Genomic DNA, 14,185 nt, shown 5'->3' with positions numbered 1-14,185 from the left:
GCTCTCCAACCGGCTACTGGCCGCGGATGATTTTCCGAAGCCGCTCGAGCCTGGTGGCGATGTCGCGTTCCGCGCCGTTGGCGGTGGGCTGATAATAATTCCGGCCCACCAGATCATCGGGCGGGTATTGCTGGGTGGCCACGGCGTGCGGGGCGTCGTGGGCGTATTTGTAGCCCGCGCCGTGGCCCAACTGTTTGGAGCCGGGGTAGTGGGCGTCGCGCAGGTGGGCGGGAATCCCGTTCCCGAGCCCGGCGCGGACGTCGGCGATCGCCTGGTTGATTCCCATGTACGCGGCGTTGGACTTCGGCGCGGTGGCTAGGTGCACCACGGCCTCCGCGAGGATGATGCGGCCTTCGGGCATGCCAATGAGCTGGACTGCCTGGGCGGCCGCGACGGCGGTCTGCAACGCCGTCGGATCCGCCATGCCGACATCCTCGGCGGCGGAGATCACGATCCGTCGGGCCACGAACCGCGGGTCCTCCCCTGCCTCGAGCATCCGGGCGAGGTAATGCAGTGCGGCGTCGACGTCGGAGCCCCGGATGGACTTGATGAACGCGCTGGCGACGTCGTAGTGCTGGTCCCCGGCGCGGTCGTAGCGAACGGAAGCGACATCCAGGGCCCGCTCCGTGTGCTTGAGCTCAATCTGCACGGGAGCGGGCGCCCCGGCGACTGTGCCGGCGATCCCGTCGACGTCGTCCCCGTCCCCGAATGCGACGCCGGCGGCCGCCTCGAGCGCGGTCAGCGCACGGCGGGCGTCCCCGCCGGAGAGCCGGACGAGGTGCGCCAGGGCTTCGGGGCTGAGCTCTGCCTTGCCGTTCAGGCCGCGGGCATCCGTGACGGCCCGCTGGAGCAGGCCCTCGACGTCGGCGTCGGTGAGCGGCTTGAGGGTCAGCAGCAGCGAGCGGGACAGCAGCGGGGACACCACGGAGAACGAGGGGTTCTCCGTCGTCGCCGCCACCAGCACCACCCAGCGGTTCTCCACGCCGGGAAGCAACGCATCCTGCTGTGCCTTGTTGAAGCGGTGGATTTCGTCGAGGAACAGCACCGTGGTGGTCCTGTACAGGTCGCGCGCGGTCAGGGCCTGGTCCATCACGCGGCGGACGTCCTTGACGCCGGCGGTGATCGCCGAAAGTTCGACGAATTTGCGGCCGGGGCCCTTGGCGATCACGTGGGCCAGGGTGGTCTTTCCGGTGCCCGGGGGACCCCACAGGATCACGGAGCTCGGCCCGGCCGGGCCGGTCGCATCGGAGCCGGCGGCCAACTGGCGCAGCGGGGAGCCCTGGCCCAGCAGGTGTTGCTGGCCCACCACGTCATCGAGGGTGCGCGGCCTCATCCGGACGGCGAGGGGGCTCCGCGGCGAGGCGTTCCCGGCGGCGGAACGGGCGTCGGTGGAGTCGGCAACACCGACGTCGTTACTGCCGTCGGCGTCGTCGTCTTCCCGCCCTGCGCCAAAGAGATCATCCACATAGATAGGCTACTTCTAGTTCCGGCCCGCCCTGACACCCGTCACCCCTCCCCCTCACTCCTCACCCCGCAACGGAGAGCCCGCCATGCCCAGCCCCGAAACCCGCGTGGCCTTTGTTTCCGGCGCCCGGCTGCCCGGCTGGGTGGAGCGCTTCGCGGCGAGCCACGGCGCGCTGGTGGAAGAGGAGCTCGACGCCGGCCTACGGCTGCGCGCCGCGGACGGCGCCGCTGCCCTGCTTACACCGCCGTGGCCGGTTGACGGGCGGCCGGGCCGGGGCGCTGACGCGGTGTCCCGCGTGGGCTCGCTCGCCTCGCAACCGCGGACGCTCGGTGCAGTCCTGGTCCGCCGGGGCGGCTATTCCGTGGCCGTGGTCAGCGCCGGCGCGGTGCTGGCCTCCAAGACCGGCACCCGGCACGTCCAGTCCCGGACAGCGGCGGGCGGCTGGTCCCAGCAACGCTTCGCCCGCCGTCGCGCGAACCAGGCCGACGCCCTCGTGGAGGCAGTAGCGGAGCACGCCGCCAGGATCTTTGCGGACCACCGGATCGAGTACCTGGCGCCCGGCGGTGACCGGACCCTCGCCGAGCAGGTCCTCGCCGAGCCGGTCCTGAAGCAGTACGCCGCGCTGTCCAGGCTGCCTTTCCTTGACGTCCCCGATCCCCGGGCCGCCGTCCTGAAGAAGGCCGCCGCGGACCTGTGTGCGGTGCGGATCCAGGTCACCGATCCCCCGGCGTAGCCCGCCGTCCCCCGTCCCCCGCCCCGCCCTCGCACGCCGCACGCCGCACGCAAGCCGCACCGTCGCGCGGTTTCCGGACCGCAGCTGCCCCGCTGGCCTCGCCGAAAGGTCAGCCGTGGTTACGGCGGAAGTGCCAGGCCGAGTAGATCAGCCACCCGACCCAGAACACGACCAGCGTGCCGGCCCCAGCCAGGAGGCTGCTCCATCGGAGGGGGTTCGCCTGGTCGAGCAACACCGCGAGTCCGGCCCAGACGGCCCCGGCCGCCACGAATAGCGTGAACAGGCCGCCCAGTAGTTCGGGCAGTTCCGACTGGCCGCGGCCCCATCCCACTGCCAGGTCCACCGCCAGAACCAGGACGAGGGCTGCGCCTGCCCCCAGCGGGTAGGAGCTGAAGCTGCCGCTGAAGTCCTGGGCGTCCGCCCAGAACAGGAAGATGAGCAAGCCCGCCAACAGTGCAAGGGCCTTGATCGCGGCCGCCGCGACGGCCAGGCGCGTCAGCCGCCGGTGCGTGTCGTGGCGCCGGCGCGGGATGTAGTCCCACGCGGCCCGCGTGAACCGCGAACCGACGAAACCGGCGATGACGGTGCCTAGTAGCGGCGCGACGACGGGTGTGACGTAGTTGTTGCTGACGGCCCACAATCCCGCCAGCAGGGCGGTGAACACCTGCGGCGTGGCCGCGATCCCCAGCCACCAACCTTTCAGGTACTCGCCCCGGGCCGCCGGCAGGTCCAGAGGATGGACGAGAAATCGTTGCTGCGGGTCGGGCAGTTGGACCTGCTCTTCGATCGGCTTCACGGAGTCCTCCAGGGCACGTTGTCGAAATGTGGTGGGCGAAGGCCGGCACGGGCAATCTCGTAGACCTTCTGGCGTGAGACGCCGAGTTCACCAGCCACGGTGACGGCGCTGTAGTCCTCCAGAAGCTGGGCAACCGCCTCCGAGCGGATGCCGGAGGCCCGTGACGTCACATGCGCGGCGAAAACGCTGATCTCCGCCGCGAGCAGGGCAACAGCCAGATTTCCGCCAAAAGGCTCGGCCCAGTCAGCGCCGTGGTGCCGCGCGGCCTCGTAGAGCGCGTCGCCGCCGTCGGACAGAGCCGCACGCACGTCTGCGGCCCCGACACCTGCCGCGGTGAACCGCGCCGCGGCGGCATCCCGGGACCCGTCCTCCGGCGGGCGGTAGGCCAGCACAGTCTCCCACTCGGCATCGGAAGCCGAACCGGCCATCTTGTCACCCCTGGGGTTACTTGACATGGCTCCAGCATGGGACCGCCGGGCCCGTTCGTCAACCCCGGGGCGACAATTCCATGCTTCCTGCATCTCCCGCGGCGACGTGCCGTTTCGTGCAGCGCCCGGCTTATTCGAAGCGTGTGGCCGTCATTGCCGCATTGGGGCGGATGAGACTGAATGTGGCGATGACGGCCCCGAGCGCCAGGAGCAGGCTGAGGCCCAGGGCGGTGAAATAGGCAGGCGTCGGCCAAGCCATCCGGTAGGTGTCGTCGATGAATGTCACCATCAGCCAGGCCACGAGGAATCCGAGGCCGACCGAGAGCAGCAGCACGGTCAGGAGCGGGACGGCCGCTTCACGGGTGACGATCCGGCGCAGGACGGATGCCGGCATCCCCATCAGCTGCATCAGCCTGAGCACCCTCCGCCGGTCCAGAATGGCGGAGGCGGTGGCGACGGCCAGGGACAAGCCGGCGATCGCGATCGCTACAAACATGCCGAGGTACGCGAGCACCGCCAGTCCCTGAATCAGGCGTGTGGTGGACTGCAGGCTGTTGTCCGACGGGGCAGCGGCAGGGATGGCTGTAACGCCTGAACCGTTGAGCGCTGTCCGGGCGCGGTCCATGGCCTCCGGGCTCCCGTCGGTGCCGAGCACAATGACCACCGGCACCAGTTCGCCCAGGTTGGCGGCTGGCGCCGGGGTCAGCGCCAATGGCTGGGTTGTCCAGTAGTGGAGGAACGAGGCATCGACGGCGACGCTCTCCGTGGCAGGAATGTCCTGGAATCCCAGGCCGGGAGCGTCTTTGGCGCGAAGGTAGATTTCCGGTCCGGCGTCCGGGGCGGACAGGGCGGCCGGGCCGTAGCCAACGGTGGCGCTCCGGATTCCGGGCAGTTCGCCGGCCCGGCGGGCGGTTTCCGCGACCTGGCCCGGGGTGTGTCCGGTGCCGACGGTGGCGTGGAGGCTGGTGGGTTGGAGCAGGCCGGGCCGGGCCGGAGGCGCCTCAGTGGATTCGATGATGCTGGATCCTCCAGCGAAGACGGAGACCACGAACACGGCGACCACTAGCCCTGACACGGAACGAAAGGTCGCTACGGGTGTTTTTTGGATCCGGCTGGCGGCAATGACTCCCGCCGTGGTCCGCGCCCGGCGCAACGCGATCCGACTCACCAGGCGGGTCAGCCACGGCCCGATGACCACGATGCCCACCAGCGTCAGCACAAAGCCGGCCACAAGGAGCGGCGATTCAAGCCAAGGCAACCGCGCGTCCAGGACCCGGATCAAGACGACAGCCGCGGCCATGGCTGCCAGGCCGGCGGCCAAGGGCACGACGCGCCACATGGTGGGCACTTTTTCGTGCACCACCCTTGTCACCCCGAGGGGGCCGATACCCGCACGGGTAGTGCGGTGCGCGGCCACGAACGCGGAGGCCGCGACCACTACAGCGACGACGGCGGCTGCCACCGCCCAGCCGAAGGTCAGGTCGGCCGCGAACATCCTCGTGCCATTGACGGGTATTTGCGCGGCAGCCGGCCTCAGGGCGATTGCCAGCACGACGCCCAGCACACCGCCGATCAGGCTGGGGACGGCAGTTTCTGCGGCGGCGATGCGGGAAACCGTGCGCGGTGACGCGCCAATGAGGCGCAGCGTGGCGAATCGTTCGCGGCGCTGGGCTGCACCCAGGCCGGTGACAATGCTGATCAGCAGCAGAACGGGGAACAACACCGCAAGGGCCCCAATGGACAGCACTGTGCTGTAGGCCGCCGCGCTGCCACCGTAGGGTTCGGTCGTGAAGTCCGTCACCAGGAAAGCGCGCCCGCTTTGGCGGAGCTCGGCTTCCGGGGCTCCCGTTACGACGACCAGGGAATCCGGTCCGGGCAAGGCGGCATCGTCGATTATGCCGGCGAAAGTTCCGAATCGCTCTCCAAGCTCATCCCGAGGGGTCGATTCGATCAGGCGCTGCAGCGCAGGAGATGCATAGTAATGGCCCGGCTGCGGAGGGTGGGTGATCCCGGGGATCTTGACGGTGCTCAAGCCAAGGAATGCGACATCGCGCCGGTTGATCAGTTGGTCCCGGAAAATCTCGGCAGCGTTGGCTTCCATGAGCATCGTGTCCGCGGTCAGCGGCACGGGGGTGGCCGGCCCCGAAGCGGTGGGATCGTCCGTCGTTTGCGGAGCTGTCACAGAGGGGCGCCCGGTCTCGCGAAGCCACGCGCCGCGGTCATCGCGTGCGGCCAGTCCGTTCGCGCCGCCCCACAACAGCAACAGCAGGCAGACGCCGACGGCGACCCCTCCGGCGATTCCGGCAAGCCTGCCATAGGCGGACCGGCTGCCGACGACGGCCAGCCGGAGCAACCCGGGATTCACGCGGACACCCGGTAGCCGGAGCCAACCACGCCGTCGCGCACCATGACCTCCCGGTCGGCATAGGCTGCGGTACGCGCGTCATGGGTGATCATGACCAGCGTCGTGCCCTCTTCACGGACCAGTCCGAGCATCTGGGCCAGCACGTTCTCTGCGGCGAGGGAGTCCAACGACCCCGTGGGCTCATCGGCGAACAACACCGCTGGGGACATTACGAGCGCGCGGGCGACAGCGACGCGCTGGGCCTGGCCGCCGGACAGTTCGCCGGGAAGCTTGGCGGCCGCCCCCTCCAGGCCGAGGCGTTCCAGCAGGTCCGTCGCCCGGCGCCTCGCCTCCGGGCGACGCGTTCCGGCCAGGAGCAGCGGGATGGTGACGTTGTCCGCCGCCGTCAGCTCCGGCAGCAGCTGCCCGTACTGAAAGACGAACCCGAAATCGGTCAGCCGCAGCCGGGTCCGCCTGGGCTCGGAGAGGGCACGGAGCTCAACTGGGGGCTGCCCGGCGGGACGGTAGGTCACAGTACCGCCGTCGGGGACGAGGACCCCGGCGAGGCAGTGCAGTAGCGTGGACTTGCCCGATCCGGACGGGCCCATGACGGCGAGTACCTCCCCCGGGCGGACGTCGAGGTCGATACCCCGCAATGCCTCGGTTTGCCCGAACGCGTGGTGCAGGCCGCGGGCCGTGAGGATGGGCGACGTGGCGTCCTTGGTGCTCATGCGCTCCGGAGCTCCTTCTTGAGTTGGGTCAGGCGGGCGCTGGTGAGGTCGATCCAGCGCAGGTCGGCTTCGATGTGGAACAGGCCGTGGTCGCACGTCAGGACCCGCAGCAGGTCGGCGTCGCGCTTGAGCCGGGTCAGCGCCCGCATCCGGCTCATGTGCTCCGCGCGCTGCACATCCAGCAGCCGCTCGGCGTCGTCGTCGAGCAGCAGCGCGATCACGGTCTTGGCAAAGAGGTTGCTTTGCAGGGTTTCCGAGGGAACGTCGGGTGTGAATAGCCACGCACGTACCCTGTCCTGGCCGGCGGTGGTGATCTCGTACTTCTTGCGGTCCGGACCCCCGCCGGTCTCATCACCCAGCGCCCGGATCAGCTCGTCGCGGACCATTCGGGCCAGCGTGGAATACACCTGCCCGAAAGCCAGCGCCTTGCCGGTTCCGAAGTAACGGTCGTAGGAATGCTTGAGGTCATAGCCATAGCTCGGCTCGCGGCTCAGGAGACCCAGCAGGGTCAGGGAGTTGTTCACCCCCTCATCTATACACTGAGTGCATAGAATCATCCGGGTGGCGCCGACTATGAAAACCTCGTGTCGTCCAGCTGCCCGTGGCGAACAGGCAGGGTGCCGCGGCCGCGCTCCTGTTTGGAGGCCCCGGGTTAGATTGGACCCGTGGATGACGAAGAGCTCCTGGCCGGCGGCAACTCGACCCTCGTGACGAGGGTCGGCCACACGGTGCGGCGAAGCACCGGGCCGTGGACGCCCGCCGTGCATGCGCTCCTCGACGCCCTTCGAGCCGCGGGCGTCACCGAGGTGCCGGAGGTCCTCGGCATCGACGAAGACGGCCGGGAGATCCTTACGTTCCTGCCGGGCGACGCGGCGCACTACCCGCTGCCGCAGTGGGTGTGGGATCCGTCGATCCTGCACGGCGCCGGGACACTGCTGCGACGCACCCACGACGCCGGCGCCGGGCTTGCCCGGGCGGACCTCCAGTGGCAGTTGCCGACCCATCACCCGGTAGAAGTCGTGTGCCATAACGACGCCGCGCCGTACAACATGGTCTTCCGCGATGGACAACTGGTGGGGCTCATCGACTTCGATACCGCCTCACCGGGTCCGAGAATCTGGGACTTCGCCTACCTCGCCTACCGGCTCGTGCCGCTGGGAGAAAACGGTGGCGAGGATGCCCCGGGCGAAAATGACAGATGGCCGCGGCTTGACGCCTTGATCAAGGCATATGGCGTCGAGTTTGGGCACCGGGACGTCTTTGAAACCCTCGCGATCCGGCTCGACGAGCTGGCCGTATTCACCGACGGGCGCGCGGCAGCGACAGGACGATCCGATTTCCTCGACCACTCCGCGATGTACCGCCGCGATCGCGACAACGCCCGTGCCCTTGCTGCCGGCCTTCCGAATGGCACGCATTCCGGCCCCCGCCGGCGCGCCACCCTGAATGAGAGCGGAACCCAGCCACCCCGGTAGCCTGTCCAGATGAATGTCCATGATCGCCTCGACAGCATCCGGTCAGCCTACGACGCGGTGGCAGGGAGCTACGCGGAATTGCTGCCTGATGCCAGCTTCGAGGCACCGACGGACCGCGGCATGATTGAAGCGTTCGCCTCCCACGTGGCCGCGGGAAATACCCGGCCGGTGGTCGATGCCGGCTGCGGGACTGGCCGCATGACCCGGTTGTTACGTCCTGCTCGGCTTCCAGGCGGGCGAAGGCCATCGGCATCTCTCGCGCGCCTACGGGCACGACGTGTCGATGACGGCGCACCTCTTCACACCTGAGATTATCGCCGGACATCTGACGGCGGCGGGCTTCAACGTGACCGCCCAGATGACACGCCAGCCCGGTCCCCTCGAGAACACGCCTCAGGCGGTCGTACTTGCTCACCGGCCCGCCAAGGAGACACAGCCCGGCCGGTAGGTTCCGGTTCCCTGCCGTTTCGAGCTGCGAAACGTCTACTGGGCACGGAACCGTCGAAACGGCGCGGTACGCGACGTCAGCAGCCGGTCAGGTGCCGCTTCGGCCGTTCCTGCCGGTAGAGGTACCGGCCCGCTGCCTGGAAGCCGGCGCGCGCGTAGAGTTCCCGGGCCCCGGCATTGGCGGCCGTCACCAGCAGCCAGTAACTGCCGAGGCCTTGGACATCACCTGCACGCAGCAGACCCTGCAGGACCCGCGAGCCGTGCCCGCGCCTGCGGGCGTCCGCTCGCGTGGCCATGCAGTACAGCCCGCCCGTGCCCGCAGCAGCGCCGGCACCAACGCCACCAGCAGCGCCGGGAAGCAAGGCAAGGCGTCCGACGGCGGCGGGTACGCCGTCGTCGTCCCGGACGAGGGCATACAGCGAGGGGCAGCGTTCGAGGATCCCCCGGGCGACGGCGAGGGCAGTTTCGTTCCCGCGGCCGTCCACGCTCCACCACAGCCGCAGCCACTCCGCGGAGGGCTCCGCAGCGATTTCGACGCCGGGATCGGTCGCCGGTGAATCCGTGCCGCCGCTCCGGACCAGCACCAGCGTTTCGGACTGCCGGGTAAACCCTTCCTCGTCCAGGACGGCGTTCAGCGGCCCGTAGCGCGGGTTGTCGAACACCTGGAAAATCAGCGGCAGTCGGCGGGTCCGGTACCAGAGGCGCGCCTCCCGGAGCGTGGCCAGAACCCGGTGGTGGTCGCCGCCGGGTTCCCGGGGCCAGACGGAGTTGGCCCGTTGCGTCACGCCGGCGGCAGCGCGGAGCACCCAGCCGCCGGACTCCTCCCGCTCGTCGGCGGGCCACGCACTGTCCATCAGTGCTTCAAACGCCGGCTTCGATTCCGGTTCCATGGGATCTCCTCCGCCCAGCATTCGTTCCGTAGTTCACTGACAGGAAAGGCTCCCCGGTTCCCCGGAGAGCCTTTCCTGATCTAGACGTCAGCCTACTTGGTGCCGTCCTCGTCCTTCTTGCCGTCTTCTGCCTTCGGCGCGGCTTTCTTCGCTTCCGGTTTGAAGTCCACGCCGGCCTCCTTGCGCTGCTGCGCGGTGATCGGAGCGGGCGCCTGGGTCAGCGGGTCGAAGCCGCCGCCGGACTTCGGGAACGCGATGACGTCGCGGATGGACTCCACGCCGGCCAGCAGCGCGACTACGCGGTCCCAGCCGAAGGCGATGCCGCCGTGCGGGGGCGCGCCGAACTTGAAGCCCTCGAGCAGGAAGCCGAACTTGGTCTGGGCATCGGCCTTGTCCAGGCCCATGAGCTCGAAGACCCGTTCCTGGACGTCGCGTTCGTGGATACGGATGGAGCCGCCGCCGATTTCGTTGCCGTTGCAGACAATGTCGTAGGCATAGGAGAGCGCCGACTCCGGATCCTGGTCGAAGCTGTCCAGGTACTCCGGCTTGGGCGAGGTGAACGCGTGGTGCACTGCGGTCCACTTGCCGGTGCCGACGGCGACGTCACCGGAGGCCACTGCGGCTGCGGCGGGTTCGAACATCGGCGCGTCCACGACCCAGCAGAAGGCCCAGTCCGCAGGGTTGATCAGGCCGGTGCGGTGGCCGATTTCCACGCGGGCAGCGCCCAGGAGGGCACGCGACGGGGTCTTCTCGCCGGCTGCGAAGAAGATGCAGTCGCCGGGCTTGGCGCCGACGGCGTCGGCGAGGCCGGCACGCTCGGTGTCGGTCAGGTTCTTGGCCACGGGGCCGGCGAGTTCGCCGTCCTCCTTGTACAGGACGTACGCCAGGCCCTTGGCGCCGCGCTGCTTGGCCCATTCCTGCCAGGCGTCGAGGGCGCGGCGGGCCTGGGAGGCGCCGCCGGGCATGACGACGGCACCGACGTAGGGCGCCTTGAAGACGCCGAAGTTGGTGTCCTTGAAGAACTCGGTCAGCTCGGTGAGCTCCAGGCCGAAGCGCAGGTCCGGCTTGTCCGAACCGTAACGGGCCATCGCGTCGTGGTAGGTGATGCGCTGGATCGGCGTCGGGATCTCGACGTCGATGAGCTTCCAGAGTGCCTTCACGATGCTTTCGCCGAGGCGGATGATGTCGTCCTGCTCGACGAAGCTGGCTTCGATATCAAGCTGGGTGAATTCCGGCTGGCGGTCCGCGCGGAAGTCCTCATCCCGGTAGCAGCGGGCAATCTGGTAGTACTTTTCGAAGCCGCCCACCTGCAGAAGCTGCTTGAACAGCTGCGGGGACTGCGGCAGCGCATACCAGGACCCCGGTGCGAGACGTGCGGGGACCACGAAGTCACGGGCGCCTTCCGGCGTCGAACGGGTCAGCGTGGGGGTCTCGATTTCCACGTAGCCGTCCTGGTGGAGCAGCTCGCGGGCCACGCGGTTCGCCTCCGAACGCAGGCGCAGGTTGCGGGCGGGGCCGGGGCGGCGCAGGTCCAGGTAGCGGTGCTTGAGGCGGGCTTCCTCGCCCACTTCAACGTGCTCGTCGATCTGGAACGGCAGCGGGTCGGAGGTGTTGAGGATGGTGACCTTCTCGGCCATGACCTCGATCTCACCAGTGGGAAGCGCCGGGTTCTCGTTGCCTTCGGGACGCTGGGAGACGGTACCGACAATCTGCAGCACGTATTCGTTGCGCAGGCCGTGGAAGACCTCCTCTTCGCGGACGACAACCTGGGCGACGCCGGACGCATCACGCAGGTCAACGAATGCGACACCACCGTGGTCACGACGCCGGCCGACCCACCCGGCCAGGGTTACGGTTTGTCCAATGTGCTCGGAGCGAAGGGATCCGAGGTCATGTGTGCGCAGCACAGCACGCCTTTCTGAAGAAGACAAGAGGGAAAATCAAAAGTGATGCTGATTTAGGATCGCTGCAGGAACGATCCCGTTCGAGTTTACCCGTTGGAAAGGCCCCTCCCGCCATGGCAAGCCGGCGTCACGGAACCCCGCCCGGCATGCCGCCGGGCGGCCACGCCGGCCAGCAGCGGCTCAAGCGCCGCCTCGGCGCGGTGGACTCGACGGCGATCGGCCTCGGTTCCATGCTCGGCGCGGGCGTGTTTGTGGTGTTCTCCCCCGCCGCCGCCCTGGCCGGGCCGCTGCTCAATCTCGCCGTGGCCGTGGCGGGCGTGATCGCTTACTGCAACGCCGTCGCGTCGGCGCAGCTGGCGGCCAAGTACCCCGCCAGCGGCGGCACGTACGTGTATGGACGCAGGCAGTTGGGCGAGTGGCCCGGCTTCATCGCGGGTTGGGGTTTCGTGACGGGCAAGACGGCGTCCTGTGCGGCGATGGCGCTCACGTTCGGGCACTACGCCGCCCCGGCCTACGCCACGCCGCTGGCTATCGGCGCCGTCGTGGTGCTCACCGGCGTCAACCTGCTTGGCATCACGCGGACCGCGCTGCTGACCAGAATCCTCCTCGCCGTCGTGCTGGCCACGCTCGTGTTCGTGGCAGTGGCGTCGCTGCTGGGCCCGCACCCGGAAGGCGCCCCCGGCGCGGCCGGGGAGCTTGCGCCGCTAGCGGCACCGACGACCGGTGGCTGGGGCGTCCTTCCGGCGGCGGGACTGATGTTTTTCGCGTTCGCGGGCTACGCCCGGGTCGCCACGCTGGGCGAGGAGGTCAAGGATCCGGCCCGCACCATCCCGCGCGCCATCCTAGCCGCCTTGGCCGGGGCCTTCGTGATTTACCTGGGACTGGCCGTCCTGCTGCAATGGCACCTGCCGCCGCAGCAGTTGGCGGGCTCGACGGCGCCGCTGCTGGACGCGGTGGAGCACTCCCGGCTCAGCGCCGGAGCCCCTTTCATCCAGGCCGGCGCAGCCGCCGCCTGTCTTGGCGCGCTTCTGGCCCTGATCGCAGGGGTAGGCAGGACCACCCTGGCGATGGCCAGGGAACGTGACCTGCCCGCCCCGCTGGCCCGGGTGGGCGGCGCCCACACCGTCCCGTTGGTCGCAGAACTGGCCGTCGCCGCCGTCGTCATCATCTTGCTGCTGACCCGCGACGTGCTGACCGTGGTCGGGTTTTCCAGCTTCGGCGTGCTGATCTATTACGCCGTGGCCAACGCCGCCGCCTTTACCCTTCCCGGCCGGCCGTGGCACGCCCCGCGCTGGCTCAATGTGCTGGGCTTCCTCGGCTGCGTGGTCCTGGCCGTGACGCTCCCGCCGGCCTCCATGCTGGTCATGGCCGGGGTGCTGGCCGCCGGAGTGGCCGGGAGGTTCCTCGTCCTGCGGCGGCGCCGTACCCAGTAAGGAACCAGTTCAGTGTAAGGAATTAGTTCGCGGTGGTGACCCGCACGTGCAGGTCCTCCTCCGACGGCGCCCACGTGGCCGGGTCGGCGTCGTACTGCTCGCCCGAGCGGATGTCCTTGACCTGGTGCTTGCCGTCGTCGTCAGTGAACCAGACGAAGGGAATGCCGCGGCGGTCCGCGAACTTGATCTGCTTGCCGAATTTCTCCGCCTTCGCCGCGACTTCGGTGGAGATGCCGCGGCTGCGCAGCTGGGCGGCGACGTCCTGTGCGGCTGCCCAGCTCTCGTCATCGTTCAGCGCCACCAGCACGGCCGTCGGAACAGACCGCGAGGCTTTCGCGAGGTCCTGACTGAGAATCCGGGATACCAGCCGGGTCACGCCGATGGACAGCCCGACGCCGGGGAACTTGCGGTTGCCTTTACTGGCTAGCGCGTCGTAGCGACCGCCGGAGCAGATGGAGCCCAGCTGCTCATGCCCCACCAGGACCGTTTCCACCACGGTGCCCGTGTAGTAGTCGAGTCCGCGCGCGATGCTGAGGTCGGCAACCACCCTCCCGGGGGCGTGCTGGACGGCGGCGGCGATGACCTGCTCCAGTTCGTTCAGGCCCTCCTCGAGCAGCTCGTTGCTGACGCCCAGCGCCCGCACCTGTGCCACGAAGGACGTGTCCTTGGTCCGGATCCCGGCGAGTTTGAGGGCGGCCTGCGCCTGCTCGTCGGTGGCTCCCAGCTCTTCCTTGAGCAGCTCGGCAACCTTTGCGGCCCCGACCTTTTCCAGCTTGTCGATGCTGCGCAGCACGCCCGGGGTGTCCGTCAGGCCGATCCCGGTGTAGAAACCTTCGGCCAGCTTGCGGTTGTTGATCCGGAGCAGGAAGTCGGGGATCGGCAGGGCGCTCAGGGCTTCGGCGATCACCAGCGCGATCTCGACGTCGTAGCGGAACGGCAGGTCGCCGTCGCCCACAACATCGATGTCCGCCTGGGTGAACTCGCGGGCGCGTCCCTCCTGCGGACGCTCGCCGCGCCAGACCTTCTGGATCTGGTAGCGGCGGAACGGAAACGCCAGGTACCCGGCGTTTTCGACGACGTAGCGCGCGAACGGCACGGTGAGGTCGAAGTGGAGGGCCAAGGCATGGTGATCGGTCTTCGGCGTTGCGTCTTCCTCGTCCTGGAGACGGCTGAGGCCATAAACCTCTTTGTCGATTTCGCCCTTGCGCAGCAACTGGCCGACAGTCTCCACGGCACGGGTTTCGATCGAGGAGAAACCATGGAGCTCAAATGTGCGGCGCAGCGTGTCCAGCACATGGAGTTCCACCAGCCGCTCCTCGGGAAGCCACTCGGGGAATCCTGACAGGGAGGCTGTGCGTGCCATGGTGAAATTTTCTCCTCTAGTTGCTACTGCTGTGTGTCGTTGCGACGCAGCATCTTCGGGCGCGGTCTTCTTCGGTCATTCTCTGTCGAAACGCAATGAAGATAGGCGGCAGACCGGCCAGTCGTGCATAAACTGTGTGCGGCAGTCAGTTTATGCGTTCGGCGCCCGCTTCTTCC

General features: G+C 68.7%; 12 protein-coding genes. 3 read left to right on the top strand and 9 right to left on the bottom strand.

Features of this window, described 5'->3' with window-relative positions; translation table 11 throughout:
• Positions 1-13: 13 nt before the first annotated feature.
• Positions 14-1,465: a replication-associated recombination protein A gene (locus tag ACFVVK_RS14180; RefSeq protein ID WP_390267963.1), complete on the bottom strand. Its 1,452-nt coding sequence runs from the start codon at positions 1,463-1,465 to the stop codon at positions 14-16.
• Between the two features lie 85 nt (positions 1,466-1,550).
• On the opposite strand from ACFVVK_RS14180, the gene ACFVVK_RS14175 reads away from it, so the two are divergent.
• Positions 1,551-2,198, top strand: coding sequence for an acVLRF1 family peptidyl-tRNA hydrolase (locus ACFVVK_RS14175; RefSeq protein WP_390267961.1), 648 nt, complete (start codon positions 1,551-1,553; stop codon positions 2,196-2,198).
• Between the two features lie 109 nt (positions 2,199-2,307).
• Here the strand turns inward: ACFVVK_RS14175 and ACFVVK_RS14170 are convergent, their stop codons facing one another.
• The 5 genes from ACFVVK_RS14170 to ACFVVK_RS14150 all read right to left on the bottom strand — a co-directional run bounded on the left by ACFVVK_RS14170 (position 2,308) and on the right by ACFVVK_RS14150 (position 7,021).
• A complete protein-coding gene (locus tag ACFVVK_RS14170) occupies positions 2,308-2,994 on the bottom strand; it encodes a hypothetical protein (protein ID WP_390267958.1) in 687 nt (228 codons plus the stop codon).
• Positions 2,991-3,449 (bottom strand): hypothetical protein, encoded by a 459-nt coding sequence (locus ACFVVK_RS14165; protein ID WP_390267955.1) that lies wholly within the window; start codon positions 3,447-3,449, stop codon positions 2,991-2,993. Before ACFVVK_RS14165 ends, ACFVVK_RS14170 begins: the two co-directional genes overlap by 4 nt.
• A gap of 103 nt (positions 3,450-3,552) precedes the next feature.
• Positions 3,553-5,787, bottom strand: coding sequence for an FtsX-like permease family protein (locus ACFVVK_RS14160; RefSeq protein ID WP_390267952.1), 2,235 nt, complete (start codon positions 5,785-5,787; stop codon positions 3,553-3,555).
• On the bottom strand, positions 5,784-6,497 hold the full coding sequence (locus ACFVVK_RS14155) for an ABC transporter ATP-binding protein (RefSeq protein WP_390267950.1): 714 nt from the start codon (positions 6,495-6,497) through the stop codon (positions 5,784-5,786). Before ACFVVK_RS14155 ends, ACFVVK_RS14160 begins: the two co-directional genes overlap by 4 nt.
• Positions 6,494-7,021: a PadR family transcriptional regulator gene (locus ACFVVK_RS14150; protein ID WP_390267947.1), complete on the bottom strand. Its 528-nt coding sequence runs from the start codon at positions 7,019-7,021 to the stop codon at positions 6,494-6,496. Before ACFVVK_RS14150 ends, ACFVVK_RS14155 begins: the two co-directional genes overlap by 4 nt.
• 141 nt (positions 7,022-7,162) lie before the next feature.
• On the opposite strand from ACFVVK_RS14150, the gene ACFVVK_RS14145 reads away from it, so the two are divergent.
• Complete coding sequence (locus tag ACFVVK_RS14145; protein ID WP_390267944.1) at positions 7,163-7,972, top strand: phosphotransferase enzyme family protein; 810 nt, start codon at positions 7,163-7,165, stop codon at positions 7,970-7,972.
• Between the two features lie 524 nt (positions 7,973-8,496).
• Here ACFVVK_RS14145 and ACFVVK_RS14140 read toward each other — a convergent pair.
• Both ACFVVK_RS14140 and aspS read right to left on the bottom strand, forming a co-directional pair.
• Entirely contained in the window at positions 8,497-9,309 is an 813-nt protein-coding gene (locus tag ACFVVK_RS14140) for a GNAT family N-acetyltransferase (protein WP_390267941.1), read from the bottom strand.
• Positions 9,310-9,401: 92 nt separating this feature from the next.
• Positions 9,402-11,216 (bottom strand): aspartate--tRNA ligase, encoded by a 1,815-nt coding sequence (gene aspS, locus ACFVVK_RS14135; RefSeq protein ID WP_390267938.1) that lies wholly within the window; start codon positions 11,214-11,216, stop codon positions 9,402-9,404.
• Between the two features lie 110 nt (positions 11,217-11,326).
• Between aspS and ACFVVK_RS14130 the strand changes: the two genes are divergently transcribed.
• Positions 11,327-12,646: an APC family permease gene (locus ACFVVK_RS14130; RefSeq protein WP_390267935.1), complete on the top strand. Its 1,320-nt coding sequence runs from the start codon at positions 11,327-11,329 to the stop codon at positions 12,644-12,646.
• A 22-nt stretch (positions 12,647-12,668) separates the two neighbouring features.
• On the opposite strand, the gene hisS is transcribed toward ACFVVK_RS14130, so the two are convergent.
• Complete coding sequence (hisS, locus tag ACFVVK_RS14125) at positions 12,669-14,009, bottom strand: histidine--tRNA ligase (RefSeq protein WP_390267933.1); 1,341 nt, start codon at positions 14,007-14,009, stop codon at positions 12,669-12,671.
• Positions 14,010-14,185 lie beyond the last annotated feature (176 nt).

The organism is Arthrobacter sp. NPDC058192 (assembly GCF_042883665.1).
In the GTDB taxonomy this organism is placed as follows: Bacteria; Actinomycetota; Actinomycetes; order Actinomycetales; family Micrococcaceae; genus Arthrobacter.
Note: the sequence above shows the minus strand (reverse complement) of the source record. Positions and strands in the feature narration are given on the sequence as shown.

Coding starts and splice junctions, on each gene's coding strand:
- ACFVVK_RS14140 (WP_390267941.1), bottom strand. CDS start 9,309: ATGGAACCGGAATCGAAGCCGGCGTTTGAAGCACTGATGGACAGTGCG.
- ACFVVK_RS14130 (WP_390267935.1), top strand. CDS start 11,327: ATGGCAAGCCGGCGTCACGGAACCCCGCCCGGCATGCCGCCGGGCGGC.
- ACFVVK_RS14175 (WP_390267961.1), top strand. CDS start 1,551: ATGCCCAGCCCCGAAACCCGCGTGGCCTTTGTTTCCGGCGCCCGGCTG.
- ACFVVK_RS14165 (WP_390267955.1), bottom strand. CDS start 3,449: ATGTCAAGTAACCCCAGGGGTGACAAGATGGCCGGTTCGGCTTCCGAT.
- hisS (WP_390267933.1), bottom strand. CDS start 14,009: ATGGCACGCACAGCCTCCCTGTCAGGATTCCCCGAGTGGCTTCCCGAG.
- ACFVVK_RS14155 (WP_390267950.1), bottom strand. CDS start 6,497: ATGAGCACCAAGGACGCCACGTCGCCCATCCTCACGGCCCGCGGCCTG.